The 26,569-nt window shown below is 58.2% G+C and carries 27 protein-coding genes; all 27 read left to right on the forward strand.

Annotation, left to right across the window (positions count from 1 at the left end; translation table 11 throughout):
* The first annotated feature begins 881 nt into the window (after nucleotides 1-881).
* The 27 genes from ACGY09_RS04550 to ACGY09_RS04680 all read left to right on the forward strand — a co-directional run bounded on the left by ACGY09_RS04550 (nucleotide 882) and on the right by ACGY09_RS04680 (nucleotide 26,567).
* A complete protein-coding gene (locus tag ACGY09_RS04550; protein WP_397570627.1) occupies nucleotides 882-1,340 on the forward strand; it encodes a hypothetical protein in 459 nt (152 codons plus the stop codon).
* A 45-nt stretch (nucleotides 1,341-1,385) separates the two neighbouring features.
* Nucleotides 1,386-1,748, forward strand: coding sequence for a hypothetical protein (locus ACGY09_RS04555; protein ID WP_397570629.1), 363 nt, complete (start codon nucleotides 1,386-1,388; stop codon nucleotides 1,746-1,748).
* Nucleotides 1,745-2,254: a ribosomal protein S18-alanine N-acetyltransferase gene (gene rimI / locus ACGY09_RS04560; protein WP_397570630.1), complete on the forward strand. Its 510-nt coding sequence runs from the start codon at nucleotides 1,745-1,747 to the stop codon at nucleotides 2,252-2,254. Before ACGY09_RS04555 ends, rimI begins: the two co-directional genes overlap by 4 nt.
* A gap of 25 nt (nucleotides 2,255-2,279) precedes the next feature.
* A complete protein-coding gene (locus tag ACGY09_RS04565) occupies nucleotides 2,280-2,558 on the forward strand; it encodes a hypothetical protein (RefSeq protein ID WP_397570631.1) in 279 nt (92 codons plus the stop codon).
* Between the two features lie 23 nt (nucleotides 2,559-2,581).
* A complete protein-coding gene (locus ACGY09_RS04570) occupies nucleotides 2,582-2,956 on the forward strand; it encodes a hypothetical protein (RefSeq protein ID WP_397570632.1) in 375 nt (124 codons plus the stop codon).
* Complete coding sequence (locus ACGY09_RS04575) at nucleotides 2,953-4,632, forward strand: SNF2-related protein (RefSeq protein ID WP_397570633.1); 1,680 nt, start codon at nucleotides 2,953-2,955, stop codon at nucleotides 4,630-4,632. The genes ACGY09_RS04570 and ACGY09_RS04575 overlap by 4 nt, the downstream gene beginning before the upstream one ends.
* Before the next feature lie 24 nt (nucleotides 4,633-4,656).
* A complete protein-coding gene (locus ACGY09_RS04580; RefSeq protein ID WP_397570634.1) occupies nucleotides 4,657-4,836 on the forward strand; it encodes a hypothetical protein in 180 nt (59 codons plus the stop codon).
* A complete protein-coding gene (locus ACGY09_RS04585) occupies nucleotides 4,833-5,336 on the forward strand; it encodes a hypothetical protein (protein ID WP_397570635.1) in 504 nt (167 codons plus the stop codon). Before ACGY09_RS04580 ends, ACGY09_RS04585 begins: the two co-directional genes overlap by 4 nt.
* 54 nt (nucleotides 5,337-5,390) lie before the next feature.
* Nucleotides 5,391-6,176: an HNH endonuclease gene (locus ACGY09_RS04590; protein WP_397570636.1), complete on the forward strand. Its 786-nt coding sequence runs from the start codon at nucleotides 5,391-5,393 to the stop codon at nucleotides 6,174-6,176.
* 451 nt (nucleotides 6,177-6,627) lie between these two features.
* Nucleotides 6,628-7,779, forward strand: coding sequence for a hypothetical protein (locus ACGY09_RS04595; protein ID WP_397570637.1), 1,152 nt, complete (start codon nucleotides 6,628-6,630; stop codon nucleotides 7,777-7,779).
* A gap of 157 nt (nucleotides 7,780-7,936) precedes the next feature.
* Nucleotides 7,937-8,353, forward strand: a complete 417-nt coding sequence (locus ACGY09_RS04600) for a hypothetical protein (protein ID WP_397570638.1) — start codon at nucleotides 7,937-7,939, stop codon at nucleotides 8,351-8,353.
* A 54-nt stretch (nucleotides 8,354-8,407) separates the two neighbouring features.
* Nucleotides 8,408-10,129: a hypothetical protein gene (locus ACGY09_RS04605; protein WP_397570639.1), complete on the forward strand. Its 1,722-nt coding sequence runs from the start codon at nucleotides 8,408-8,410 to the stop codon at nucleotides 10,127-10,129.
* Nucleotides 10,130-10,141: 12 nt separating this feature from the next.
* Entirely contained in the window at nucleotides 10,142-11,404 is a 1,263-nt protein-coding gene (locus ACGY09_RS04610) for a hypothetical protein (RefSeq protein ID WP_397570640.1), read from the forward strand.
* Nucleotides 11,404-13,848, forward strand: coding sequence for a hypothetical protein (locus ACGY09_RS04615; protein ID WP_397570641.1), 2,445 nt, complete (start codon nucleotides 11,404-11,406; stop codon nucleotides 13,846-13,848). The genes ACGY09_RS04610 and ACGY09_RS04615 overlap by 1 nt, the downstream gene beginning before the upstream one ends.
* Nucleotides 13,845-14,675: a hypothetical protein gene (locus tag ACGY09_RS04620; protein ID WP_397570642.1), complete on the forward strand. Its 831-nt coding sequence runs from the start codon at nucleotides 13,845-13,847 to the stop codon at nucleotides 14,673-14,675. Before ACGY09_RS04615 ends, ACGY09_RS04620 begins: the two co-directional genes overlap by 4 nt.
* Entirely contained in the window at nucleotides 14,672-15,175 is a 504-nt protein-coding gene (locus ACGY09_RS04625) for a hypothetical protein (protein ID WP_397570643.1), read from the forward strand. The genes ACGY09_RS04620 and ACGY09_RS04625 overlap by 4 nt, the downstream gene beginning before the upstream one ends.
* Nucleotides 15,176-15,185: 10 nt before the next feature.
* Nucleotides 15,186-15,851, forward strand: a complete 666-nt coding sequence (locus ACGY09_RS04630; RefSeq protein ID WP_397570644.1) for a hypothetical protein — start codon at nucleotides 15,186-15,188, stop codon at nucleotides 15,849-15,851.
* The gene (gene terL / locus ACGY09_RS04635; protein WP_397570645.1) at nucleotides 15,848-17,248 is read left to right on the forward strand and encodes a phage terminase large subunit; all 1,401 of its coding nucleotides are present in this window, start codon (nucleotides 15,848-15,850) and stop codon (nucleotides 17,246-17,248) included. Before ACGY09_RS04630 ends, terL begins: the two co-directional genes overlap by 4 nt.
* 35 nt (nucleotides 17,249-17,283) lie before the next feature.
* The gene (locus ACGY09_RS04640) at nucleotides 17,284-20,214 is read left to right on the forward strand and encodes a phage portal protein (protein WP_397570646.1); all 2,931 of its coding nucleotides are present in this window, start codon (nucleotides 17,284-17,286) and stop codon (nucleotides 20,212-20,214) included.
* On the forward strand, nucleotides 20,207-21,034 hold the full coding sequence (locus ACGY09_RS04645; protein WP_397570647.1) for a hypothetical protein: 828 nt from the start codon (nucleotides 20,207-20,209) through the stop codon (nucleotides 21,032-21,034). Before ACGY09_RS04640 ends, ACGY09_RS04645 begins: the two co-directional genes overlap by 8 nt.
* Nucleotides 21,035-21,043: 9 nt before the next feature.
* Entirely contained in the window at nucleotides 21,044-21,268 is a 225-nt protein-coding gene (locus tag ACGY09_RS04650; protein WP_397570648.1) for a hypothetical protein, read from the forward strand.
* Nucleotides 21,262-21,462 (forward strand): hypothetical protein, encoded by a 201-nt coding sequence (locus ACGY09_RS04655; RefSeq protein ID WP_397570649.1) that lies wholly within the window; start codon nucleotides 21,262-21,264, stop codon nucleotides 21,460-21,462. Before ACGY09_RS04650 ends, ACGY09_RS04655 begins: the two co-directional genes overlap by 7 nt.
* Before the next feature lie 259 nt (nucleotides 21,463-21,721).
* Nucleotides 21,722-23,059 carry a hypothetical protein gene (locus tag ACGY09_RS04660; RefSeq protein WP_397570650.1) on the forward strand — a complete coding sequence of 446 codons (1,338 nt, stop codon included), beginning with the start codon at nucleotides 21,722-21,724 and terminating at the stop codon, nucleotides 23,057-23,059.
* Between the two features lie 63 nt (nucleotides 23,060-23,122).
* Nucleotides 23,123-24,448, forward strand: coding sequence for a phage major capsid protein (locus tag ACGY09_RS04665; RefSeq protein WP_397570651.1), 1,326 nt, complete (start codon nucleotides 23,123-23,125; stop codon nucleotides 24,446-24,448).
* A 76-nt stretch (nucleotides 24,449-24,524) separates the two neighbouring features.
* Nucleotides 24,525-25,013, forward strand: coding sequence for a hypothetical protein (locus ACGY09_RS04670; protein WP_397570652.1), 489 nt, complete (start codon nucleotides 24,525-24,527; stop codon nucleotides 25,011-25,013).
* A gap of 106 nt (nucleotides 25,014-25,119) precedes the next feature.
* Complete coding sequence (locus ACGY09_RS04675; RefSeq protein ID WP_397570653.1) at nucleotides 25,120-25,566, forward strand: hypothetical protein; 447 nt, start codon at nucleotides 25,120-25,122, stop codon at nucleotides 25,564-25,566.
* A gap of 341 nt (nucleotides 25,567-25,907) precedes the next feature.
* Entirely contained in the window at nucleotides 25,908-26,567 is a 660-nt protein-coding gene (locus ACGY09_RS04680; RefSeq protein WP_397570654.1) for a hypothetical protein, read from the forward strand.
* Nucleotides 26,568-26,569: the final 2 nt, after the last annotated feature.

The following is a 26,569-nucleotide window of genomic DNA, read 5'->3' on the forward strand; positions in this document are numbered from 1 at the left end:
GATCGTCGATAATTTCGCGGGGGGCGGCGGCACTCGTCTCCGCAAACTGCCCGTGGCTGCGTGAGCCGAAATCGACCACGCGACGGGAGCGTCAACTGGAACTGGCGGGGGTGTGACGTTCCGTAACGGAGAGACCATGCAAAGTAGTGCCGCTACATGTTTGACAGGAAGAAACTTCTCAGCAGGCGAGAAGGAGTATCTTCGCCAGAACTACCGACAGATGCCGGCGCGAGAAATCGCAGCACATCTTGGTCGAGACGTGTCAGCGATTCACCGAAAAGCCTTCGCGATGGGGATTACAGGTAAAAGGCCACCGAGCAAGATTCCACCAAATTGGAAGCAGATTCTCGTCGAGAGCGTGGCTGCTGGCATGTCGCAATCGGAAATTTGCGGGTCGTTGAACGTCAATCGCCGTTACGTTTCGACGCTTATGAAACAGGCTGGTGTGCGTCCTGCAGGGAGATCGGACAGGTATCGGCAACGGGTATCATTGCAAGTAAAGAAGCACCTTGAAACCCAGGGTGTAACGTCACTCGGGGAGTTGCGAAAGCGAGCTTTTCAAAAGTTTGCAGCGGATGCTGGGTGGCCAGCAAATCTACGTCCGCGACATGTGCAGATTCTCAGTCTCCTTGGGCAGCATGGGCTCCTCAATCGGCGACAACTTTGCGAGTTGATGGGACTGGAGTGGCACGGTTCCCGATCAAGTCTGAAATCAAAGGATCCCGAGGGGTCTTATTTAGCTCATCTCATGAGGCGGGGACTCGTTATTCGGTCTCCTAAGTTGCCAAATGGGCAGCGTGGGAAACGCGGCGGTCAGGGTTGTAATTCACACTTTTACGGTCTCTCGGAACTGGCGGTTCGAATCAGAAAGGAAGCGGACAATGGCAAAGCAAATGACACTCGCGTCGATTAGTGCGACAGTGAAATCATCGGGCCTGCAGATGCTCGACAATGTGTTAGCTGAAACGATCAAAAAGGACGATCTGCAGCAGATCGTGGGAACGTTCGTAGAGAAAGCGAAACAGGGCCATATTCCGAGCGCGAACTTCCTGTTGAAGATGCTCGGGGCGGATTCCGCGCCGCAGACAGTGGTCGTGAACAATTTTGCAGACGAGCAGGAGCCCCAGGAATCTGTTCGTGTCGTTGATGCTAAGAGAACGCGGACGACTCTCGAGCAGGTGACCGTCTATCTGTCTGCAGCCGGCGAGGCCTCGCCTGAGTCGATCGCAGAACAGTTGCAGCTCGATGTCGAATCGGTTGTGCAGGCCTTGGATGCCAACCCGTCGCGGTTCGCAGTCCGGGGAAATAAGTACTCACTCGCACGACCAGGCAGCGTTTAGATATCCGCTAAGGACGATTAGCGGTACTAGAAAGGAACGTGATCGATGTGGGCTCCGAAGTTCTCCCAAACCTGCTGGAACGAGTTGGTTTCGCATTTCAAGAATGCGGAGCAGGCATTGAAGGAGACTCGCGCCATCGCGTTCCCGGTCGGTCTCGTCGTGTTCAACGACGCGAAAGGCTTTCACGGCATCGTGTGCAATAGCGATGAAGTTCCGCCGAATCTGGTCGCTGTCTACGTCGAGAGCGGAAACATTTGGTGGTACCCCGTGACGGATCTTCGAGGAATTGAGCACCGGAAGAATTTCCCAAGCTGGATCGTAAAGAGGTTGCGGAGAGATGCGGCACTGAAGGGTGTGGCCACTCGGCAACGTCGGGAACAACAAGAATTGGAGGCTGAACGACGATGACTGAGGCACAAATTAAAGACCGAGTGGCAAATGTCCAAATCCGATGGATGATCCGCCGTGATATGCCGGAGGTCATGGCAATCGAGCATTTGGCGTTCGAATTCCCGTGGACCGAAGAAGACGTTCACAATTGCCTGAGGCACCGAGAGTGCATCGGCATGGTCGCTGAGCGGGATGACACGATTGTTGGCTACATGTTCTATGAACTTAATCTAAAGAAGCGAAGTCTGCACGTCCTTAACTTCGCCGTCATGCCATCTATGCAACGTCGTGGTATTGGCTCACAGATGGTGCGGAAGCTGGTGAGCAAACTCAGCCCTTATCGCCGTAAGTCAATCGTTCTGGAAGTCCGGGAATCGAATCTGGACGCGCAACTGTTCTTCGCAGCGTCTGGCTTTGTGGCATCCAAGATTCTCAAGGGCCATTACGAGGACTCGGAGGAGGATGCGTACGTGTTTAAGTTTGAAGTGGAAGCCGCTTCGATTCGTGGGGACGCGTCAACTTGAAGCGATAAGAAGAGAGAGGATCGTCATGAACGTGGCTACTACAGAGGTTGATCGCGACACATTCTTCGAAGCGATCTGCGCGATGACGATTGACGTCCATCCCCGCATAGAAGGCCCCTACCCGTACACGTCGATCTTTGAGACCAAGAATCACATTGAAGTAGGGCGAATCGTCGGCGAATGGGAGTTCCCGGAGTACGTAGGTGGCCTGACGAAGAGCAGGTACTTTCTGTTGGATGAGTTTATCAGACCAGAAGCTAAGGCCGAATCGGAAGCTATTCCGAAGCAACAGTCATTGTTTTGATAGTAATCGGAAGGAGCCGACCTGTGATTGCTGACGAACCTCAGATCGAAACGGTGCGACGTATCATCGAAGTCCTGCGATCCGTGAAGCTTGACCTGTCAGCCGAGAAGCTGGCACAAGCCGAATTGGCGAAATCCTTCGCGCAGCACGAAATTGCTGCTGAGCGTGAAGTCCGCCTGAACGAGCACGATATCGTCGACTTCCTGGTCGGTGGCGTCGGGATCGAAATCAAACTGCGCGGGGCGAGCAAGAAGGATGTCTACCGGCAGTTGCGGAGGTACGCACAGAGTGACCGTATCAGCGTCCTCATCCTCGCATCCAATCTGAGCATCGGGCTACCAGAACAGATCGAGGGCAAGGACGTGTACCTGGTCAAGCTGTCGGAGGGCTGGCTATGAGGACGTTTGGTCAAGTCCGCCTGTGCCACCAGTCGCACGCATGGGTGATCGAGAAGGCAGAGCCGCACGTCTCAATCAGGCTCAAGCAACTGTTTCCTCGCATCCCGAAGGCCGCTGCCACTGCGTACAAGTTGCCACATGATCTGATCACCGACACGGACCTTGACTGGTTTATGCAGAGGTACCCGCTTGAGATCTCACGACGGGACCGTGAGGAAATGCTCAAGGGTCGCAGCGGGTACTTGGCACAACAGTCAGAGATTGGACGCATCTTGATGCCGGCGTACGTGGCGACTGGATCCGCCAACTTGCGCGAAGGCCAGCAACTCCGGCCCTACCAATGGCAGGCGATCGAAGTACTTCGGAGACGCAAGAACCTCCTGCTGGGCGACGAAGGGGGGCTCGGTAAGACCTACACGGCAGCGGGGTTTATGGTTGCCGAGCCAAAGGCTCTGCCTGCCGCGGTGGTCTGTGACGCTCACATGCAGCGGCAGTGGAAAGAGAAGATCGAGGCGTTCACACACCTTCGAGTCCACCTGATCAAGAAGGGACGCCCGTACAAACTGCCGACAGCGGATGTCTACGTCTACCGAATCAGTCAGGTGGCGGGGTGGTCCGAGATCTTCGCGACGCGATTCTTTCAGTCCGTCACCTACGACGAGCCGCAATCGCTGCGAACTGGGGCGGGTACAGCCAAGGGGGCGGCGTGCAAAGTCCTCTCCGCTTATACGACCTACCATCTCGGGCTGACGGCCACTCCAGTCTACAACTACGGCGATGAGATGTGGCACATCATGCAGTTCATCGACAACTCAATCCTTGGCTCCTGGGAGGACTTTGAGCGGGAGTGGTGCAGTCCGCTCGGCAACGGAAAATACCGGATCAAGCAGCCAAAGGCCCTCGGCAGCTACCTGCGAGAGCAGCATGTCCTGTTGCGAAGACTGAAATCGGACGTCGGCCAGCAGCTGCCGAAGGTCTCGAGGATCGTGGAGCACGTCGACTACGACGAGAAATCAGTTGCTGCGGTGGAAGATCTTGCCCGGACGTTGGCCATCAAGGCGACCACGGCCAGTTTTATCGAGCGCGGCAACGCAGCCCGCGAGCTGGACATCATGATGCGACAGACAACCGGTGTGGCCAAGGCCAAGACAGTCGCAGCGTTCACTCGAATCATGGTCGAAGCCGGCGAACCGGTGGTTCTGTGGGGATGGCACCGAGAGGTGTACGAGATCTGGCTCGAGCAGCTCAAAGATCTGAATCCCGCCATGTACACCGGCAGCGAGTCAGCAACGCAGAAGGAAGCTGCGAAGGCGAGGTTCATCAACGGCGAAACCGACGTCCTGATCATGTCACTGAGGAGCGGTGCTGGAGTCGACGGCCTGCAGCATCGTTGCTGTACGGGAGTGTTCGGCGAACTCGACTGGTCTCCGGGGATCCACCAGCAGTGTATCTGGCGACTCGACCGCGAGGGGCAGAAGAACCCTGTCAGCGTGTTCTTCTTGGTGACCGACGACGGCAGCGACCCGCCCATTATGGACGTGCTGGGGATCAAATCGTCGGAAGCGCAGAGCATCGTGGATCCGCACATCGGCGTGGAAGTGAAAGAGAATGATGTGAGCCGTCTGCAAAAGCTCATTCAGCGTTACCTCGATCGCAGGTCTTGCCCTGCAGCGTAGGGTTATTCAGGGAAGGAAAGGACTATGCCAGAAACAAAAGCGAGGGCATTGGCACGGCATTACTCCGATGCGGCCCGCATGCAGGCGACACACATGTTTGTTGGCGAGGGGATGACGATCGGGCAGATCTCCCGCAAGGTGAATGTACCGGTCAGGATAGTTGTCGGCTGGTTTCGCCCGTTGTTGAAGAGGGCAGTGAGATGAGCGATATCACTGACGAATGGCTCCGTTCCGTTGGTTTTAAGTACGACACGCCGGACCCACGAAACAGGGAGCAGAAGCACTGGACGTTGTGGTTTGGCGACTGCATCCCAGGATGCAGCGGAGACGAGCTTGCGATCGAGCTGTCCCACAATCGAGCCGACGATTGGTTCTGCTGGCTGCGGTCGGATATGGCGCATCGATACCACCGGTTCATACACGTGCGTCACATGCACCGACAGGAGGAGCTAATCAGGCTGATCGAAGGGATTTCCGGACAGACCTGGGACCCCGCGAACAACGCTTATGGCGTCATTCGGACACCGGAAACTGCGGAGTCACTACGAAGGGAGTCCGAGCGGCTTGATCGGCGTTTCAATGAGCAAAACTGCAAATGGGATACGACCGAGCGGGATCCAGATATGTCGAAGCCGAATCTGACGGATCGTCGGATTGCGAGAGGTGGAAAGCGGATCATCGGTGGAAAAGAGTGCGACGACTGATTAGGTAAATACAAGCGATCTCGGGAACTGTCACGCGGCATGAGGAAAACGGCTGTGGCCAAACGTCAAACGCTAGGTAAAGCACTCAGATTTGAGGTTCTCAAAAGAGATGCTTTCACGTGTCAATATTGCGGCAGAAAAGCGCCTGATGTGCTGCTTGAGGTGGATCACATTGAACCGGTTTCGAAGGGTGGCACGAATTCCTTGCTGAATCTGATCTCTTCGTGCAAAGACTGTAACGCCGGAAAATCGGATCGACGCCTTGAAGATACCGCAGTTCTTGACAAGCAGCGCGCTCAACTTGAGGAACTGCAAGCCAGACGAGAACAGTTGGAGTTGATGTTCGAATGGCAAAAAGGTCTTTCAAACCTGAGCGATTCCGCGACCGATCGCATCGCAGAGGAATGGAATCAGCGAGTTCACCCATATGCGTTAACGAAAAACGGCGTTTCCGACTTACGGCGGCTCATTAAGACCTTCTCCGTGAACGAGGTAATGGAAGCAATCAAAGTTGCTGTCGATCAATATGTTCGGTTCGGTGCCAGCGACATTCCAATCGAAGAAAGCGTGAATCTTGCGTGGGAGAAACTTGGCGGCATTTGCCGACTGGCCAGATTGGACAAGGAAGATCCAGGCTTGCGCCGTCTTTATTACATTCGTGGGATCCTTCGCCAACGCCTTTCGTACTGCGATCTAAATGTTGCGATCGACTTGTTGAAGCGGGCGTCTGAGTTGAATGCTTCACCAGAATCGCTCGAAGCGCATGCTAAGTCGGTGAAAACCTGGACTGCATGGCGTAACGGAATCTTGAACTTCATTAACGCTCAGCCCGAACACTAGTCATCTAATTCCTGAGGATCGGTTCGGAGGACATCGCATAACTTGTCGCGATCAGACAAAGGAGTGGAGGACATAATGCAAGGACGTAACGAACCACCAGACCAGATCGAATCAGCGAGTAGTCCGACCTACCGAGTTGAGCGCAACGTCAAATTCGGAGAGGTCGCGATTATCTCGCTGGGCGGGGAAGAAGTCTCGATTCGAGTTAAAACCTGCAAAGGAAGTAGTCGGTTTCGTCTTTCAGTGTCGAGCAGATCGCGCAGGTTGACGATCACTAATCGCAAGAGCAATTGACAGTCGACTTGTCAATGTCGATACTAACCGTGTCAATGCTCGCAGTCTAAGGGCTCCAAACAAAGCCTGCTGGAGGATTGACCTGTTTCCCTAATCGCGTGGTTGGGGGCACAGGTTAATTCTTGCAGCAGGTTTTTTCGTTTTTGGAGTCCCGGCCATGTCCTGGTTGAGTAAGTTGGCGGGTTATCGAACCTATGCGTCGGCGCTAGGTACGATCCTGATGACGCTGTCTGTGTCTGCGGCGGTGATTGCCACTACAGTCGGTGGTCTGTCGCTGGAAAATGGAGTCATCATTGCCGCGGCGTTCTACAGCGCATCAAAGATGTTCTCTGTTGCCGGTCAGATCTTTCAACAGCTGGCGACGGCCGAGATTAAGAACTCGGTCAATCCGCCACCTGCCCCCCCAGCTCCGCCAGTCGATCCTCCGTTACCGAACTTCCCGGAGATCGACTTTCGGGGCGCGACGAATCGAAAGCTGCTCGGTCTGCTGGCTGTTGTCTGCCTGAGCGGTGCGGCGGCGGCGGCTGAGCCTCGGGCGATAATCTCCGGGCCGCGATCAGCGGAACCGGGGGAGGAAGTCATTCTGGATGCGTCCACGTCGGAGGGTGAGCCTACGACGTTCGCATGGAGGATCTGGCCGAAGCTCGACGGTCGGAAGCAACTGACCGTGCTGGAAGGAGGTAAGACCGTTCGGGTGGCTACATTTCCCGGCAGGTACCTCGTGCGGGTCATGGTGGCCAATGCGGACGGGATTTCGGACCACGAGCATACGATCACGATTCCCGGTCCGATGCCATGTCCACCTGCACCGGAACCAACTCCCGGGCCACCTCCCGCGCCCGTTCCACCCGTGCCTACTCCCGTTCCGAACCCTCAGCCGACCCCGGTACCTGTTCCGGTACCGGTCCCTGTGCCAGTACCAGTTCCGCCAGCTCCTCCTGCCCCGGTCCCGACTCCCGTGGTCCCGGATCTGCCACCAGGCGAATTTGATGGTTTACCAGCGGCAATCAAGGCACTGGCTCTTTCCGTGGTGTCCGTGAACCGAGCGGCGGAAGCGGCGCGGCTCGCCGATGCGTTTGAGGCCATTGCCTCGCAGATTGCGGCGGGGGCTCTACGGACGCCGTTGGAAGTGTTTTCTGCCGTTGGCCCTGCTTTTGACGCCTCGACCAGTGCTGCCTGGGATGTGGAGTTCCGAGCGAAAGCTGTTGCCCGGATGCAGGCTCTGCATCAAGCGGGAAAGCTTGCCACGGTCGATCGATGGCGAGCGATGCTCATGGAGGCCGTCACGGGACTGCGGGCGGTGAAGTAGTGCGGTTGTGTCGTGCTCGATGTCTCAAGGGTAGGTGTCTGACGTGGCTGGAATAACTCGACGTTTGGCGTGTTCGGCAATTCTGTGCGTCTCCTGGCTGGCGGGTTGCTCTCGTCCTGCCGTACGAGTGATGCGGGATTCCGGACGGGAGAAAATCGTGCATTGGAAACACCGAATTTCGAACGAAATTGAGGATCAAATGCTCGCCCGGAACGACGAGACGATCCAGTTCGATCCGGCACTGATTGCCATTCTGGTTCCGTTCCTCATGGGGCTGATCAAGAACTGCTTATTGGCGAGCATCCTGCAGCAGCACAGGGCCATTAATCGGCGTCCGGATGGGCGAGTTGCCCAGACGATGCGGCGGAATATTGCCGAGGCCTTCCGGGAGAAGCATCCCGACGCAGGTCCCGACGCCGTGGATCAACACGTCGAAGCTTCACTGGACGCGTTCCGGGAGGCGAGTGTCATCGAAATCACGGAACTCTATCGGGACGCACAGAAGGCCCCGCCAGACGAGGCGATCGACTGGGACAAAGCCAAGGTGCGGACGCTTTCTAATCTGCGGGACTGAGGTCAGTTGTTAAGGATTCCTTGACAACTCGAACATGTAAGAAAGGTTTGCAAGTTGAATCGTCAATCGAAACTGCTGCAGGGATTCGGGGCCGGTCTGGTCCTCGCGGGACTGTTGGGGATTGGCTGGACTCTGCTGCCGCAGCCCGCCGCCATCCCCTCGGTCCCCCTGGATCAATTGGGGCTCGAAGTCAACCACGCGGAGAAGTCCGAGCTGCTTGCGGCTGACCTGCCGCCGTTCGTCGTTGTCGGTGCGGACGGGCAGGACAACACAACAAAAAACGTCCGGCTGTGGGACGCGATGCTGGCTGTCCGTGGTTCCCACGCACCGAATATCCCCCAGCAGATTGGCGACTGTGTCTCGTGGGGGGCCGCAAACGCGGTGAACTACCTGCAGGCGTATCAGTTGGTCCGTGGTCCCCCGGGATTTCAATTCCGGGATGCGTACCCGCCTTACATTTACGGCGTCAGTCGTGTCATCGTCGGGCGAGCTCACGGGAGTAACTTCCGCGGTGATGGATCCGTAGGAGCATACGCGGCGGAGGGTGTCCAGAAGCATGGCGTTCTTCGCGCTGATGCCAAAGATGTCCCGCCGTATTCGGGATCGATTGCCCGAATGTGGGGGGATAAAGGCCCGCCGCAATGGGCGCGCGACGAGGCTAAGCAGTTTCTGGTCAAGTCGATCGCACAAGTAAAGTCTGCGGCCGAAGCCCGCGATGCGATCTGCAACGGGTATCCGGTGACCATTGCGTCGAGTTGGTGGGGGACAACCAGCATCGGGACGGTTGACGGCCGCAGGGTCGCAAACCGAAACACGAGTTGGGCTCATCAGCAATGCCTGATTGGCTACGACGGATCCGGATCCAATAAGTACTTCTACTGCCTCAATTCGTGGGGTCCGAACGCTCATCCTCAACCGCTGCAGGGCGAGCCACCTGGCGGGTACTGGATTCGCTTCTCTGATATCGATCGGATCTGCCGAGAGGGCGATTCCTGGGCCTTCAGCAGTTTCGACGGATTCCCGGCCGAGTCGCTTCGCTGGGAGGATCTTTTACGACGTCGCGACGTTCGATCCCCCGTGACATCCATTGGGGTCGAACCTCCGCAACCCCCAGAAAGGGAGGTACCTCAAATGACTGGATTTCTGTTGCTCGCCAGTTCGCTGTTAGTGATCTCTGGTTCGGTCCTTTTCATCTCGGGCGGGGTCGGGCGACGAAGTACCGCCGCCCTGATCGCACTGGCGGCAGTGCTGCTTTCGAACGTCGCCGACGCGCAACCCATCGACTTCGCCGTCGCCACCGTTAGACGGGCTCCGACATCTCCGACTGTGGGGGCGATCGGACGGGAGCCAGACTGGTCATCGGCCCTGCAGCGGCGAACTGTCACGCAATCCGACGACTTGCCGGATTCGTGGGATTCGCTCACCGTCAGGCGGACCGTGCAACAGGCTGCATGCAAGCCCGTAATCACCAGCAAGAAAACCCCCGACCGGCCAGAGCAGTGTCTGTTCTTCACGGCTCCGCGGTGCGGTGTCTGTGATACCCAACAGGCGTATCTGGCTCCCAAGGTCAAAGCGGCCGGGCTCACGATGTCGGAATCGCCAGAGGCAGATATCCGCATGATCGACGTGGAACGGCATCGAGGCCTGCAAGCGGAATACAAAGTCGAAAGTCTCCCCTGTCTGGTCTACCTGGACAAGGCGGGCAACGAGGTCGATCGAGTCACCGGGTTTGACCGCGAGCGACTGCGTACGCCGCAACTGGTCAAACTAAAGTAAGGGACGTTTCTGATGCTCAGAGCGATTCAACGAACTGTCGTCTTCCTACTGATTGTGAGTACCGCAGCGAACGGGCCCGCTGCGGATTGGTACTGTGACCCGGTCAACGGGAGTATCAAGGGGGACGGAACGGCCGCGAAGCCCTGGGGGACGTTGCAGAGTGCCCTCAGCAATGCAAAGTCTCCGCTCAGATCGGGCGATACCATTCGCCTGATGTCGGGCGATCATGGGGCGGTGCGTATTTCATCGGCGTTATCGTCGGTGACGATCGAAGCCGCAGACCGGCAGAAGCCGACTCTCTCACAACTGTCGGGCGGTCCGGGCCTCAAAAACTGGACGTTCAGGAATCTGACGGTGCAGACTCCGGACGCGGTTCTGCCGGACTGGACGATCGTTTTTCGGTTGACGGACGTTGAAGGGGTGACGGTCGAAGGTTGCTCGATTCGAACCGCTGCCGATCCATCGACCTGGGGCGATGCCGAGTGGCAAAAACGCTGTCCGTTCTACGGCCTGTGGTTGCGTGGCACGGATCTCACGGTCTCGAAGTGCTACCTGACGGGGCTCGAGAATTGTGTCTACGTCGAAGGCAACCGAATCGGGGTTCTCAACAACACGATCGAGTACTTCATCAACGATGGGATCGAATACACGGCGAGCGATCTGCGGATTGCGGGAAATCGGATCACCGATCTGTATGACCTGAAGTCCAATAAGTTCCACCATGACGGGATGCAGGGGTGGAACTTCGATGAACGGCCGATGAGTAACATCCTGATCGAAAACAACTTTGTCGCGTTCTCGACAAACCGTTTCAACGCGATTCCTGCTCAAAGCTCCGCGACATTTCAGGGAATCGTGAGTTTCGACGGCAAGGCCTCGAATGTGTTCATTCGGCGGAATACCGTTCTCAGCACGGCATTCCATGCCATCACCGGATACGGCTACAGCGACTCAGTCATTGAAAGCAACACCGTCGTGTACCAGGGCGTCGCAGCCGAACCCTGCTGGATCGGACTCTTCGCATCTCCTGCGAACGTCATGGTCCGGGACAACATCGCGCCATCGTACAACCTGCCGAAGGATGGGGCTCTCACCGCGAATAACTTCGCGTTCACGAAGGCGAAAAACACATGGGACAAGCTGACCGTCGTGAAGCCGGAAAGCACCTTCGTCAAATACCTGCCCGCAACGGCAGAGTTTGATTTCAGCGTCGTTGATGACAGTCCCGCAGCGGGGAAGTTCATCCGGATCGGTGGAGCGGGAGCTAAACAGTAATGGCTTTAAGCGACATTGTTTCGATGCCGAGCCGGGCAGATGGTTGGTCCTATGATCTGACCGTTGAGGGGTTTGCTACGGGTGCGACGTACGCGAACGGGCTTGGAACCAACAATGCAACCGTTGGGGGTGCGAAGGCTGTCATCGCGGTGACGTCGATGGGCTTCAATGACGCTGGGGTCGCAGTCACCAAGCCTCGATCACTGTACGGGACCAAGTGCGTTCGGAAGGCGTGGCCCGACAATGCCACGCTTGATGAGACGAGCGGAGGGGGCAACCTCACCGCTCGCATCGCGTTTCACAATTACTTGTATGCCCGCGACAAGGCTGGGGGGGGTAATTCTGGCACGGATCCAGTAGCGACACTGTTGAGCGGGTTTGTCACGAATACGGCAGGCGGTGGGCAAAGTAGCTCAGCGCGAAGCTCGTTTGGTGTTGCCAACAATTCGACCGTCCCCTATCCGAAATGTATCGGTCGATGGGCCTGGTGCGGTTTCGAGCGAGTCACCGGGAATGTCACCGTCGAATTCGTCGTGTTCCATTCGTTCGCGGAAAACGGATTGCCCGTGGCGTGCGTAAAGTTCGACGCTTCGGACGAGCACGGCAACTCAGTTCCCACGCAGACCGTGCGGTCAATGACCCTCTCGCCGCGAAATGCCGGGGATGCCCACGCAGTCTGGACGTATTCAGCGACGATTCCCGTGGCAACGCTCACTCAAGGGGACGTCATCACGGTACACGCCAAAGCCTTCCCCTGGGTGGGAGATGCTGCATCGTGTATCGATACCCGCACCAGTGCCGATGGGGTCGATGCTCCCTCGGAGTCTTTGTCACCGCTCATGTTCCTCCTCGACAAAGATAACGTCCTCGCCGCCTATGCCAGCGTTGACGCTGCATCGTCGGGAGTTGGGGCAGCAGTTCAAGCAACCCCTGCTTTGGCCAGGACAACACCATTTCAGACCGTTGCCACTGCTCTGACTGCCCTGAAGGCCTACAAAAACGCCAACCACGGTGACAACTCCCTGAATGGCTGTGAGCTGTTGATGCAGAACGGGACCTATACCGGTCCGGGGTCATTTACCGGCGGGAACACAAAGGCCTGGTGCATCATCAGGGCCGACCTTGAAAACGGGGCGACGGAAGCGGGTGTTGTGTTCTCGACTGCGACCAATGCTTCGTTCGCCGGGTACCTTAAATGCATGGACGTTAGCTTTTCAGGGTCCGGGGCCGGGATGCTTCGGGGCAGCCCAACTGCGGGCGTTCTGTGGCTGCACTCCTGCACGCTCAGCAGTACGTCGACGTCATTTGCGTACCAGTGGCGGGTATGCTGGGTTACTCAGTCGACCGTCACCGCGAGCAGCGTGACGGGATTCAAGCCGTTCGGGGCTAACCGTGGTGCATTCGCGTTGCTGCGGGGCAACGACGCCTCTGCCGTGACGGGCGGGGTTTCGTCGAACATGTATTGCGCTTTGGGCAACAAAGGGATCCAGTTCAATACAGGATTCGTGGAGTCGGGGTCGACGAATGATCTTAGTGATAACGCGATCGTCGCCTGGAACTCCTGCTACGGACTCAGCGGGCTATGGATCAGCCCGGCATTCTTGACGTCCAGTTCGAGTAAGGGCCTCGCAGTCGTCGGCAACGTAGCCGAGGGGTCGACGGGTTCCATTCCCCTGGTGCAGATCGCGGCCGACAACAGCAACGCCAATTCTGTCAGCAACATCCTTGAGGCGCATAATTCGTTCTCGGGTCGCAGAAGGAATGGGAACTATCACGAGGGCGGAAACTCTCGGTTCACGAGAGAAAACTGGTTCTCGCGTTTCAACCTATACCGTGACGACAACGCAAAGTGTGATCCGTTCAATAATGCAAATCGGACGCTCACCGATGGTGTGCTCAATGGCACGACGACCATCACCAGCGCGACGGCAAACTTCGTCGCGGGGGACGTTGGACAGATCATCGCGTTGGAGGGGGTCCCTGGTGGATACACGACCGTCTCGTCTGTCACGAACTCCACAACCGCAGTCATGGCCGCAGCGGCAACCGTTTCAGCGACTGGAGTTCGATTTGGTCTGAGGGGCTATATCGAAAATTCAGCCCGCGTCGATAACTGGGCTTGGATGCACGGTGTTGGAAACTGGGGTAACCGCTACGAAATCTCATTGTTCCCCCGCGACTTCTTCGGCATCGACGTCGCGGTCGTCGGCAGCCAGCAGATGGGCTACACGCTGGATAAGTCGGTGGCGGGATCAGGCGCCGGAAATGGTGACTATTCGCTGCAGCCAGGTAGCCCGGGCCTGAATCGTGTTCCGGCCGGTATGGCGATGATCCCGGGCGATCTCAACGGACGGCGAATCAGCAACACAGGCATCGGGGCGGCAGGAGCTATTCAGCCCGCACAAGGCGGCTTGTTGCTGCTGAGACGAAGGAGGCGACGATGATTTTTGATAGCGGCGTGACGAGCCAATCGATTGATATTCAGATTGTCGATGATACGGGCCTGCCTGTGACGGGCCTGCTCGCAGCGACATTTCCAACGCTCAAGTATTCGCGTGCGGGAGCCAACTCGGATGTGGCATTTCCTGCACCGACAGACCTGGCCACAATCACGACGGCCTACGCGGCCGGGGGAGTGAAGGAACGGGGCGAAGGGGTCTATCGTCTCGATGTGCCCGACGCGATCTTCGCCTCAGCGGGGCGGATCAAGATCCGCGGGGAAGCCAGCGGGAAGCATGTCATCGTTGACACGATTGAGGTCTCGCCAGTCGTGCATTTGGCCGGGGACCTAACATCGACAATGAAAGCATCGGTCACAGCGGCTGTGCCAAGTGTCGAGGCAATCGTAGAAGCTGTGTGGGACGCGATCATCACTGGTTCAACAGCGGCGGGAACGATTCTGGCTGCGCTGGCTGGCTACTTGGCAAGCTATGTAGCGCCCCTGGACGCGGCGGGCACACGATCAGCGTTAGGTCTGGCCTCAGCGGATCTCGACGACCAATTGGATGCGATCCTGGAAGCGAGTAGCGGCACAGCAGATCCAGCCGCAATCGCAGAAGCGGTCCTCACGACTCCAATGACCGAGTCCTACGCAGCGGAAGGCGAAGAGCCAACGCTTACAGAAGCAATCATGCTGCTGCACCAGAAAGCGAGCAATGCTTCCGTGGCAGGTGGGACCATGACAGTGAAGAAACTCGACGGATCCACGACCGCCGCGGCGTTCACTCTGACGGGATCACCGGATCCGACCGCGATTGCAAGGAGTGAATGATGACAATCGGACACTTGTTGACTGGGGGCTTGGGGAACTTCGGTAGCGGCGGCAGCCCTACGGTGATCAACAATTACATCACCATCCCCGCAGCCGTCGCCCAGGCTTCGATCATCGCCGGCCAGATCACCATCGTTCGCGGGGATACGCTCGCGGTCGCGCTCCCCCTGATGGGCGATATTTCCGCGCGCACAAAGCTCACGTTCACAGCCAAGCGCAAGGAGGCAGACTCCGACGAAGACGCGATGATCCAAGTTGTCGAAGGGGTTGGGCTGACGCGTTTCAATGGGGATGACGACGTCACTGCATCCGATGCGAGCCTCGTCGTTGTCGGGGCAACAGTCGGACACGCGACGCTGACGATCAGCGGAGGCATCACGGCGCAGCTCGCGCTCAGGGATCTGATCTGGGACTGTCAGTACGTGACGCCGACGCAGGTTTCAACGCCAATCGGCGGGGGGCTGGGCGTCGTGCCGGATGTGACGCGGGCGACGAGTTGAAGGGGGCGGTGTGAACGCACGCCAACGAGCAGCAAAGAGGAGACGGGCCGAAGCGGCGAGAGCGGAGTCGGTGGGCGAGAGCCCGCCAGAAGCCAATCAAGTTGAGTCGTCCGGAGCCAAACGACATAGCGACCTTGAGTCTTCACGAGTCGAACGAAGCGAGGCCGCGCCTGATGCGGTACGGGGACAGAAACCGGAGGGCCCAAGCGACGGACTGACCTCGGACTTCCTCCAGGATCCGAAGACGCTGTCAGCGGACTTGGAACTGGCGGAGCGGATGGTAAAGGGGCGGTGGCGGCAGAGCGACTACAAGCGGCGGCAGATCCTCAATCGATTGCACAAGATCCTTGAGAGGGAAAAGGTCGATGTCATCACACCAGACGGGTACAAGTCTGACCGGGTCAAGGCGGACACTCTGGCGATCCAGGCAGCACGGGTTCTGCTGGCCATCGAGCGACAGGATCAAGTCGACGAGCACCATTACGACAAATTGAACCGTGCTCCGACACATGTCCCAGGTGGAATGTCACTGACGATTCAGGAGCGGACCGACGCAGCGATTCAGCAGGAGACGACGCAGATCACCATCAATCGGATCGTGGCGATGCGGCTGCCAGACAACGGTCGCGGTCCTATGCCAACAAACGTGATTGAATCAACCGCGGTGCAGAAATGAGTTCAGCGACAGACCAATACGAAGTTTCTTATCTCGAGCCGCATCCAGGGCCGCAGACGGCGTTTCTGGCATCGGAGGCGGATATCTGCTTCTACGGTGGGCAGGCAGGAGGCGGGAAGACGTGGGCCTTGCTGGTCGAAGCTGCACGGTACACGCACATCCCGACGTTTGGGTCAGTGATTTTCCGCCGCACATCTCCGCAGATCACGAACGAAGGGGCACTGTGGGACGAATCGGTATCGATCTATTCACAGTTGGGGGCTCGTCCAATTGTGGCCTCGCTGAGGTGGATCTTCCCCAGCGGTGCGAAAGTGGCGTTCCGGCATCTGCAGTACGAAGCGGACGCGATGGCGTGGCAGGGTTCGCAGGTCGCGATGCTCGGGTTCGACGAGGTCACACACTTCACGCAGCGGCAGTTCTTTTACCTGATGTCTCGAGGCCGCACGAAGTCGGGGGTGGATCCGTACATCCGAGCGACCTGTAATCCGGTGCCGGACGATGACCCTATTGGCGGGTGGGTTCGACGGCTACTGGACTGGTGGATCGATCCTGTGAGTGGACTTGCGATCCCAGAACGCTCGGGAGTGATCCGATACTTCATCCAACGTGGTGGCGAAATCATCTGGGGCGATTCGAAGCAAGAGCTTGTCGATAGATACGGCCGTCCCGATCTGCCGATCAATCACGATGACCAGACCGCTCAGCCAAAGTCGCTGACGTTTATTCCCGCGAAGCTGGCCGATAATCCGAGCATGCCCGGGAGTTACAAGGCGAACCTGCTCAACCTCGAGGATGTCGAGAAGCAGCGACTCGCTGATGGCAACTGGAACGCGAAGCGTCAGGCGGGGATGTTCTTCAAGATCGGTCAGATTCAGATGATAGACGCGCTGCCGATCGGTCTCACGTTCTGCCGGGCATGGGATCTGGCCGCGACCGATGGTGATGGCGACTGGACTGTCGGGGCAAAGATCGGCCGTGACGATGATGGATTCTTCTACATCGCGGACGTCGTTCGCGGGCAATGGGAAGCGAGCTATCGGGATAAAATGATCTGCCAAACGACGGGTCTGGACGGTCGGCACAAGTGCAAAGTGCGAGTCCCGCAAGACCCAGCAGCGGCCGGCAAAGCTGAGGCGGCGCGGATGACTCGCATGCTGAGCGGTTTCGATGTGCGGGCCGACGTGGTGAGTGGCGACAAGCAGAAGCGGGCAACTGGGTTCGCGGCACAGGTCAACGCGGGCAACGTTCGGGCTCTGCGGGGACCGTGGCTTCCAGGGCTGCTAAGTCGCCTAGACGCGTTCCCGACGGACGGCGCTCCCGATGATGAGATCGATGCACTGGCGGACGCGTTCAACGAACTGACTCTGAAGAAACAAGTTTGGATCCCGCAGAACTGACCCTCGCAGGCATCTGCAATCAAGGACGGTAAATCATGGGCTGGTTCACAAATCTCCTCAATCGCGTCTCGGGCCCCCTGTGGGCGGAGCCGAATTCGTCGGCAGTGGCATCGACGGCAGTTGCTCATACTCCGAAGCCATCGAAAGACGACAAGCTGGCTTCAGACGATGGGTTTCGGCGTGCCCTGGGTGGCGCGGGGAACTCCGGCGGCTGGTCCTCAGATCACCGCGAAGAAGCGAACCACAACACCGGATTCAACTACATCGCCGTGCATGCGATCGCGACGCAGGTTGCCGGGGCAACTGTCACCGCGTTTTACGATGGGGATGATCGAGAGTCGAAGCAGGCTCGGCGGAAAGCTCTTGCCACTCATTGCAAAGGATCGTTTAGCCGATGGAAGTCGATCTACGGACAGGACGACACCGAAACAGATCCGCTGCCGTCCAGTCACCCACTCATGAAGCTATTGAAGCGCCCAAACCCGCACGAATCAGGGGCGGCGTTCCGGTACCGGCAGGCTCAGCAACTCCGTCTCACGGGGCGCTGTCTCATTTGGAACGTGCCAAGCCAGGCAGGGCAGACCTGCGAACGCTACGTGATTCCCACTTCGATGGCCACGTGGGTCAACCCCACGCGAGACATGCCGCGGGGAGGTTGGCGGGTCTCGATGAACGGGTCTCGCTACGTGCCGCTGGACGACAACGGTTTCATTGAAGGAATGCCCGGGATTTACATGCTTCTCGGGGCGACCGTCGACGCTCGGCAGGTGCAGGATATTAAATATCCTCACGCGTGGTGGCTGGGGGATGGCTGGTCACCAGTGATGGCCGGAGCGACGTTCATTGATGGGGCGAATGATATTGCCGTCGCGCGGTCGGCACATCTACGGAATGGGGTGACACCGGCGATTGTCGTGTCGCGAAAAGCGGAGGCGGGTGCGGTGGACAAGGATGAACTCGATCGGGCCCAACTCGCATTCAACAAAAAGTACTCAGGCCCCTACAACCACGCGAAGGTCCTCTGGGCTCCGGACGGAACGGACGTCACCGTTGTTGGCGCGGACGCGAAAGACATGGCCTACGAGACCGGGCACAAAGACTTCCGCGAATCGGTGTTCGCCCTGCACCAGGTCTCACCGGTGGCTGCGGGGATTCAGGAGGTTGGGACCGGATCCGCGTATTTCACCTCGATGAAACAGACCCGCCACGCTGCGATTCAGCCGCTGTGCGACATGCTGGCCGAGTCGGATACGGAGTTTCTCGCGCCTCAATTTGGAGAGGGGATCACAGTTGAATACGAGGCCGCGGCACTCGATGACGACGAGACAGAAAACAAAGAGTTTGACTCGATGGTGTCGTCGCAGTCATTCACGCGGAATGAGATCCGAGCCAAGAAAGGCTACACGCCGTTGGAAGGCGAGGATGGCGAAGAGATCGTCGGCAAGCCGCCTGCTGCGGATCCTGCGGGCGGGATGATGGGCGGCATGGGCGGAGGCCTCGACGGTGGCGACGATGGCAGCGGGTTCCAGCTCGGCGACGGGCCCAGCTTGGGGCTGTTCGACGATGATGAAGGTGGAGACGAAGATGGAGATGAGGAGGAGCAAGAGGGCGACGAGGACGGCGGTTCACCCTTTGGCGGGCCTGCATCTGCCGACGGGGATGAGGATGATGAAGATCCTGATGGAGACGAACGGAACGACGAAGATATCCCTGCAGCGAATCCCGGGAAGCTGAACAAGCAGCCCGCACCAAAGCCCTCGAAGAAGCCATCTCAGGCATTGTTCGCTCGCAGAACGCCGTTCTCAAACAAGTCCTCGTCATACCTCGCGGCGCTACGTGCGGTCGAAGAGGTTGATCGTGCGTGGCTGCGGAATTGCGTGAAGGGCCTGACACAAGAGATCGATCGAGCAGCGAAACGAGTCGAAGCCCCGTTGTCAGACCAACAGCGAGAGGCGGGGAACTATCGCAAAGGTCACGTAACAATCCAGGGCTTGAGGGTTTCGATTGAGACTCCGAAGGGCGGTACCAGGTCTGGCACAGACAAAGCTGGCAACGAATGGTCTGTCAAGATGGGGTGTCACTACGGCTACATCAAAGGAACTGAGTCGGCCGCAGATGGGGATCATATCGACGTCTTTATCGGTCCTCATCCTGAGTCCGAAATTGTCTTCGTAATTGATCAGGTCAATGAGGATGGCGAGTTTGACGAACACAAGTGCATGATCGGCTACGAATCGACGGCAGAGGCACGGGACGCGTACTTCTCCTGCTACTCCAAAGGCTGGAGCGGGCTTGGATCCATCACCCCCATGACAATGGGTCAGTTCAAGCAATGGATTGAGGTTGGCGACACTCGCAAGCCAGTGTCCGAACAGATCGGCCAGCGGGAGAAGTCTTATCGAAAATCTTTTGAGGAATCGCAGCACCCACGCGATGACGACGGGAAGTTCGCTTCCGGTGGGTCCAGCAACAGCCTTAGCGGCATCTCTCCCACTGCCTCCACTGCACACCTCGAGAAAGCCATCGCGTCAGGTATCACCGTCCGAGCCCCGCAGCGGACCGATTTAAGCGATATGGACATCACTGCGGAGCGGCCGGACGGGTTTATCAAAACGAAGTTGAAGCTTTCCGACGGCACGCGGCTCAATTGCACCCTGCACTTCGAACTCGTCGACGGAAAAGTGCAACTTGAATCCGTGGACTCCGACGCGATCGGGCACTCACGAGAGTTGCAGGGCGTCAACGAGGACGCGTTCAACTCTGAGCTGGAAAAGCACTCCGAGAAGCTCCTCACGTCGGACGTCATTACTTCAATCCGTTCTGGGCTCGAGCGGGAGATCCGGCTGCGACAGCGGGCCGTGAAGCTGGGCCTGAGCGACGAGGAGAAGCCGTCGGCGGCGGTGATGGCGTTTTTGGGGATCGACAGTTCCGCGAGTAAACGGGAAGCAGAGGCAGTGAATGGCTGAACTCCCCAACCGCGACCAACTCGAAGCGGAATTCGCTCGCCGATTCGGCAGGGTCGCGCGGCGGCACATGTACGAGTTTCGGGCGTGGCTCGGACATCCGCCCGACATCGGAAACGTCCCGCAGTCGTTTTGGGACAGGATGGAGGAAGAGTCTCGGGATCACACCTACGCGATACTCCTGATGATTTTCGGCGCGGCGGCATGGTATCACGGGTGGCGAAACAAAGAGTCGCGACTTGCGGCGGCAGGTTGGGCGCTTCTGCAGGCCCAGGCGTTTGCGACGCAATGGACGGAATCGACACGGGAACGCCTCGAGAACGGACTGATGAGAATCCGTGAACGTATCGCCCAGGAGGAAGAGCGGCAGAGTGCGAGGGAAGCCCGACGCATCGCCAGATTGAATGATGGCGCGACCGAAGAGACGCAGATCCCGATTGCCAGGGTTGATGACGATCGGGTTAGGACGCCACGAGTGCCAGTGTCGCCCCCCGGAACGCCGCTCCCGCCAGCGGAACTGCTCCGGCAGGCCGTGGACAGACTTCTCGACCAGACGTTCGGCGCCGAGCGAATCGAAGCCAACGCGATTGACGAGGTGACGCGAGGGCAGCACGCTGGGTCAGAGGCTGCCGTGGAAGTCGTCCAAGGCCTCGGTGAGCACGACAAGTGGCGGACGCAACGAGACACAAGAGTTTGTCCGACGTGCTCACCGAATGACGGCGTGAACCGAGAAGACTGGCCGTCGAGGTACGCTGAGGGGCCGCCCTGTCATCCGCGTTGCCGGTGTTGGATCGAATACGAGAGCGAGCAGCAGCAACCATAGGATACGGTCATGCCGAACGAACCTGATAACAAACTGCCGACGCCTGTGATTCTAGCGCGAGAAATTGCACTTGACAGGCTCAACGGGAATCTCGCAGTCGGAACGCAGGTGGCGAAGGATCTTGGGTGTACCTGTCGACGGACCAACGTTCCGCATCATCTGCAGATTGATCTGCTCTGTCCCGTCCACACGATCGCAATAGAACATCCCCCCGTGAAGGATCACGAGTGTTGACAGTCCCCAGCGAGCGAAAGAAACGAGCGTGGCGACCGTGGTACCTGATGGCGGTACAGCCCATCTGCACCGAATGCCGTGTGCCGTGCGTCGCCGGATCGACCGTCACCGGTGCGAACGGCTCCGTGGTGCAATACCGATACTGCCCGATCTGCCGTAAAGCGGTCAAAACGCCGTGTTCTGACCTGAAATAGGTTTGTCGCGACGTGTCGGTCTTACAAAGGTTTGTAAAAGACCGTCCTTCGTATCTTATCTTTTCTTTCCGCCATGCGTCTAATCCCCGGCATGGCAATCAGAACTACCACCATCGATCGGCAAGACCTGGACAGAATCGTGTCCGCACGGCCACGCCCTCGGGTGGGTTCTCTCTACAAATTCGCTCCGGCGACGAACTCTCTTGGGATTGATAATCATGTAAGTGACCGCTTGCGGCCCTACGTTGATCGTGCGGCGATGTCCGCTACAGCGATCATCTCGACGGCAACACCTGACCGAGTCGGCGATGTGCTGATTCCTCGTGGTTGCCAACTCGAAAACTACGCGAAGAATCCCGTTGTCCTTTGGGGCCACGGTCTCGAAGACATCAAGGTCCCTATTGCGACCAGCAACGACCCGTCCGGGCGGCTGTCGATCAGGATCAGCGACCACGAAGTCAAAGCGACGAGCTACTTTTCCCAGCGAAATAGGGAAGCGGCTCAAATCTTCGCGCTGATCGACGAGGGGATTGTTCGCAGCACGTCTGTGCGTGAGACCCCGATCAAAGCCCGCAAAAAATACGACAAGACCCACGGCGAATTGCTGATCGTCGACGAGTGGGAACTTGAGGAGTGGTCCTGGTGTGCGATCGGGGTCAATCCCGACGCAGTTGCGAAGGCCATGAATAGCCGAATCGACGGGCGAAAGTTGTCCCCGTCAATCATGAAGTCACTGATGGCGGTTGCACCGGTGCCGCGAAAACTGGGGGTCGGGTTCGGCTCCGGAAAGGCAAGCAAAATGGCAGACGATCGAGACGACGATGAACTGGACGACGAACTCGACGAATCCGGGGAAGGCGAAGACTACTCGGACGACGACGAGACCGCCGAATACACGTCCACTGACGGCGACGGCGATTCCGACACGGACGGCGACAGTGACGCAGACGATGATGGCATCCCGGACGATGCAGATGAGTCTGATGACTCCGCAATGAAAGCGGATGACGTCGATCCTAACGCAGATGCCCTCACTGGCGACGATGAGGATGACAGCTCCCTGGGCAGTGACGAGGACGATTGCAAGCCGCACGGGCAATTGCTCCTGGGGGCTGTTCACTCGGCCCTCAAAGACCTCATCGGCAAGACCAAAGGCTCGATGAAGCCGCTAGAGAACAAAGCCCTGCGGTCTGGACTCAACTCGGTCTGCAAGTCCCTTGATGAGCAAAAGCTCGCAATCGAGGGGATGCACGGCGAGCACTACCCACGGGCCAAGTCGCTGTCGGAAGTGTCGATTGCTGACGGTGACGGGTCGTTGGACGGCTCGGAAATGAAGTCGTTCCTCCTGACTGACGAGCCGCGTCGGTATCAGGTCGCAGGTGTTGCCGCGCGGCTCAAGGCCCTGACGGGTGAAACGTCGATCCCAAAGCGGTATCGCAAGATGTTCGCTGAATTCGCGGCCTCGCTGACTGAAACGGTGACGCAGGCCAAGGCGTTTCGTGGCGGTAAGGGCACTCGGGCCGCAACGAAAGAGGACAAGGACGCAGCGGCACTGCAAAAAATGATCGACGACGCAAAAGCCGCGCTGAAAACGTAATTCGTGGGCGATGTTGCCCAAGACAATGGACGGACGGACCCCACGACTGAAGGATCGATGACGATGGCTAAGACGACTCAAGAATTGCAGAAAGAAGTGACCGAACTCACCAAGATGATTGCTCCGCTCAAGGCCGACAGCGCGAAGCTGAAGGCCCTGCAGGGCAAACCGGACTACTCCGGCGTGCGGCGAGATGCCGAAGGGCGAGTCACCGGCTACTTTGAGGAAACCGACGAATCGGTGACGATCGTTACCGGACGCGACGATCTGAACGGGCCACGCGCAGAACGACGAATGAAGTCGCGGGCCGCTATGAAAGCCCTCATTCGACAAGGCTACCAACCCTGGGGTGAATTCAAGTCACTGGGAGACTTCGTTCGCAGCGGGTTCGATGGGCATCAATCGCCAGACTTCCGCGATCGATGCCGGACGCACTTCAAAGCGATCCAGGGGATGTCAGAGAGCGTCGGGTCAGACGGTGGTTTCACTGTCATGCCAGAGTTCAATTCAAAGATCTTTGAGCACGTCTACGCCAATGATCTGTTTGCCCAGACGGACAATTACACCGTCAACGGCAACAACATGACGTTCCTCGCGAATGCTGAGACGTCGCGAGTTAACGGCAGTCGGCACGGGGGCCTGCGAGGCTACTGGACCAGCGAAGGGCAGGCAATCACTCAGAGCAAGCCGACCGTTCGTGAAGTGCAGATGAAGCTGCACAAGCTCGCCGTTGTGGTTTATCTCACGCAAGAGTTGATCGACGACGGCGGTCAGGCGTTGGAACAGTTCGTCACCCGCAAGGCGGGCGAAGAGTTCAACTTCATGATCGGTGACTCACTGTTCAACGGCGATGCCATCGGAAAGCCGCTGGGGATCAACAATTCGCCAGCACTGCTCGTGATCTCGAAGGAGAGCGGTCCTCAGACGGCCGACACGATCGTCGCGCAGAACATCATCAAGATGCAGAATCGGTTCTTCGCGCCCAACTTCGGCAACGCCAACTGGTACATCAACCAGGACTGTATGCAGCAGCTCATGCAGTTGACGCTGGCGACCGGAACCTACTCCGGGCAGCTCGTGTTTATGCCACCTGCCGGACTCTCAGGGGCTCCTTACGGAACCCTCGGCGGTCGACCGATCAAGCCGATCGAGTTCTGCCCAACCCTGGGCGATCAGGGCGACATTGTGCTGGCCGACCTGAGCCAAGTTCTCTCGATCAGCAAGGGCGGGATCAACCAAGCAACGTCCACCCACGTTGAGTTCCTGACCGATCAGCTCGCCCTGCGGTTCACCATGCGAATGAACGCGGCGCCTTGGGAGAACAGCCCGATCACCCCATACAAGGGGACCAACACGCAGTCCAGCTTCGTCGCGTTGGAAGCTCGCTAATCGTCGATTGTGAGGCCGCTCGGTCTCAGTCGCGTTCAAGTTCGGTCAATCAATCACGTTTAGTGGAGTTTTCAAAATGGATTTGTTTAACAGTCTGGTGATGGAGCATTGCCATGTCGTCAAGGGCCTCGACCCCGTGGCGGACTTCAATGCGGGAACCGCCGGGGTGACCCAAGCCGTGGCACTCAAGCTGTGGCATCGGGTGCTCTTTGTGATCCACAAAGGCGTTGGAACCACCGGCACATCGACGATTACCGTTGAGGGTTGCACCTCGGCGGCAGGGGCAGGAGCGACGGCGGTTCCGTTCCGCTATCGCGCCACGCCCACGGGCGATTCGGCAGGGGCGATCCAGACCGCGACTGCTTCGGGATTTGCAACCACTGCTGGATCCAGCCAGCTCTATGAAATCGAAGTGGATGCTGACGCACTGATCTCCGGTGGTTTCAAGTACGTGCGACTGCAGTGCACGGAAGTTGTGGATTCTCCCGTTCTCGGCGGAATACTGATCATGATGTTCGGCCCGAAATATCCCGGTGCAGCGGCTCCTGCGACCGTGATTACCTGATCGGACGATGCTGTTTACTCATCGCGGATCAGCTCTTTGCAAAGTCCGCGATGTCTCTTGTCCATACCTGCCTTAACCTTTCTGACAAATCCATTCGAGAATTCAAATGGCCGACAAAAATAATTCAAATTCCGTCACCGGCGACGACGCTCTCCAGCTCCAGGAAGTCGCCCTCGCGTTCGCCAGTGAGCGATCGACGCAACACGGTCTCAGTCGCGGCATGGCCGTGGCCTGTTTCCGCGATGCCAGGCTGTTCCTCGATGTTGCGAAAGACGCTCTCAGTGGAAAGTTGGATGCGAACGAGTGGGTAACGGCACTTGATGCAGCGTTCGCTCCCAATTTGAAACGGACGCATCCGATTAACCTCATGTCCCATGCGTTGGGGAGTTTGAAGGACGTGAAGCGGGTACACGAGGCGCTGAACGCCAATGTCGCGGCCGAGTCGTATGACGAATACGAGTGGGGGAAACAGGAAGTCGCCTTGGCTCGTCACATGTTCCCCGCCGTGCTCGAACGGGCGAGGTCGATGAACCTGCTCCCATCGTCCAACTGATCGGGATTCCCGGAGTTCCCCGAGTCATCATGCCTCTTACTCGTAACACCGACGCAGGGTTTCGCTCATTTGCGCGAGCCCTCAGTCCCGACCAGGACAAATCAGATATGGATGAGTTGCCAATGACATTCGGAAGAGTCGGCTACGAGGCGTTTCGCGCGAAGCATGATGCCGGGAGGTCGTTCCCCTCACCGAATTGGGCCAATGTGCCGCAACTGGTGAGGGACTCTTGGGAGGCCGCTGCGGTGGCGATTCGCGGCGAAACACCCACTGAGCAGTCGGAGCCAGTCGAGAAGCCGAAACCATCCAGCAAGTCTTCCAAAACCGCGAAGTAACCACGAATGACGCTGACGACTCTCAACGCTGTGAAGGACCAGGCGGGAATCCCCCGTGCGGACACCACACGCGACAACCAGATCAAAGCGTTCATCTGCGGGATCTCCGACTACGTAACGCGGTTCCTCGGCCGCAACATCGAGCAGCAGGAGTACACGGAGTACTACTCCGGTGACGGGACTGTTGAGCTACTTTTGCGGCAGTACCCGGTGATCTCGGTTCAACGGGTTTGCGTTGATTCGGGCGGCTATTTCGGCGATCCGGCGAACGCGTTTCCATCTGCGAACGATCTTGTTTCCGGCGTGGACTACGCGTTGGTTGCAGGTCAGTGGGGTAAGGGTTCATCGGGGATTCTGCGACGGATCGGCGGCTCCTGGGCAGCGTGGCCGGCGAGAGTTGCGGGCACCGTCCAATCGCTGCCCTCCAAAGCTCAGGGAAACATCCTTGTTGAGTACACGGCGGGGTATGCCGAGATCCCCCCAGCGTTGGTGATGGCGGTCAATTCGCTGGTAGCGAAAGGGATCTTCCAAAGCCAATTCGGCGGCGGGGTTCAGTCGGCGAGTTACGAGGACGCGTCAGCGTCATTCGCGGCGAGCGACGAAGTGGCAAAGACCATCGGTTCGGTGACGTCGACGCTGGGCCTGTTCCGGTCAATCGTGATTTGAGA

Origin of the sequence: Schlesneria sphaerica (genome assembly GCF_044336245.1) — a bacterium.
GTDB lineage: Bacteria > Planctomycetota > Planctomycetia > Planctomycetales > Planctomycetaceae > Schlesneria > Schlesneria sphaerica.

Excerpts from the sequence above, each read along its gene's own strand:
- ACGY09_RS04670 (WP_397570652.1), top strand. The coding sequence starts at position 24,525 with ATGGATTTGTTTAACAGTCTGGTGATGGAGCATTGCCATGTCGTCAAG.
- ACGY09_RS04610 (WP_397570640.1), top strand. The coding sequence starts at position 10,142 with ATGCTCAGAGCGATTCAACGAACTGTCGTCTTCCTACTGATTGTGAGT.
- ACGY09_RS04615 (WP_397570641.1), top strand. The coding sequence starts at position 11,404 with ATGGCTTTAAGCGACATTGTTTCGATGCCGAGCCGGGCAGATGGTTGG.
- rimI (WP_397570630.1), top strand. The coding sequence starts at position 1,745 with ATGACTGAGGCACAAATTAAAGACCGAGTGGCAAATGTCCAAATCCGA.
- ACGY09_RS04585 (WP_397570635.1), top strand. The coding sequence starts at position 4,833 with ATGAGCGATATCACTGACGAATGGCTCCGTTCCGTTGGTTTTAAGTAC.
- ACGY09_RS04565 (WP_397570631.1), top strand. The coding sequence starts at position 2,280 with ATGAACGTGGCTACTACAGAGGTTGATCGCGACACATTCTTCGAAGCG.
- ACGY09_RS04650 (WP_397570648.1), top strand. The coding sequence starts at position 21,044 with ATGCCGAACGAACCTGATAACAAACTGCCGACGCCTGTGATTCTAGCG.
- ACGY09_RS04625 (WP_397570643.1), top strand. The coding sequence starts at position 14,672 with ATGATGACAATCGGACACTTGTTGACTGGGGGCTTGGGGAACTTCGGT.
- ACGY09_RS04665 (WP_397570651.1), top strand. The coding sequence starts at position 23,123 with ATGGCTAAGACGACTCAAGAATTGCAGAAAGAAGTGACCGAACTCACC.
- ACGY09_RS04645 (WP_397570647.1), top strand. The coding sequence starts at position 20,207 with ATGGCTGAACTCCCCAACCGCGACCAACTCGAAGCGGAATTCGCTCGC.
- ACGY09_RS04580 (WP_397570634.1), top strand. The coding sequence starts at position 4,657 with ATGCCAGAAACAAAAGCGAGGGCATTGGCACGGCATTACTCCGATGCG.
- ACGY09_RS04660 (WP_397570650.1), top strand. The coding sequence starts at position 21,722 with ATGTCCGCTACAGCGATCATCTCGACGGCAACACCTGACCGAGTCGGC.
- terL (WP_397570645.1), top strand. The coding sequence starts at position 15,848 with ATGAGTTCAGCGACAGACCAATACGAAGTTTCTTATCTCGAGCCGCAT.
- ACGY09_RS04640 (WP_397570646.1), top strand. The coding sequence starts at position 17,284 with ATGGGCTGGTTCACAAATCTCCTCAATCGCGTCTCGGGCCCCCTGTGG.
- ACGY09_RS04575 (WP_397570633.1), top strand. The coding sequence starts at position 2,953 with ATGAGGACGTTTGGTCAAGTCCGCCTGTGCCACCAGTCGCACGCATGG.
- ACGY09_RS04555 (WP_397570629.1), top strand. The coding sequence starts at position 1,386 with ATGTGGGCTCCGAAGTTCTCCCAAACCTGCTGGAACGAGTTGGTTTCG.
- ACGY09_RS04680 (WP_397570654.1), top strand. The coding sequence starts at position 25,908 with ATGACGCTGACGACTCTCAACGCTGTGAAGGACCAGGCGGGAATCCCC.
- ACGY09_RS04595 (WP_397570637.1), top strand. The coding sequence starts at position 6,628 with ATGTCCTGGTTGAGTAAGTTGGCGGGTTATCGAACCTATGCGTCGGCG.
- ACGY09_RS04550 (WP_397570627.1), top strand. The coding sequence starts at position 882 with ATGGCAAAGCAAATGACACTCGCGTCGATTAGTGCGACAGTGAAATCA.
- ACGY09_RS04620 (WP_397570642.1), top strand. The coding sequence starts at position 13,845 with ATGATTTTTGATAGCGGCGTGACGAGCCAATCGATTGATATTCAGATT.
- ACGY09_RS04675 (WP_397570653.1), top strand. The coding sequence starts at position 25,120 with ATGGCCGACAAAAATAATTCAAATTCCGTCACCGGCGACGACGCTCTC.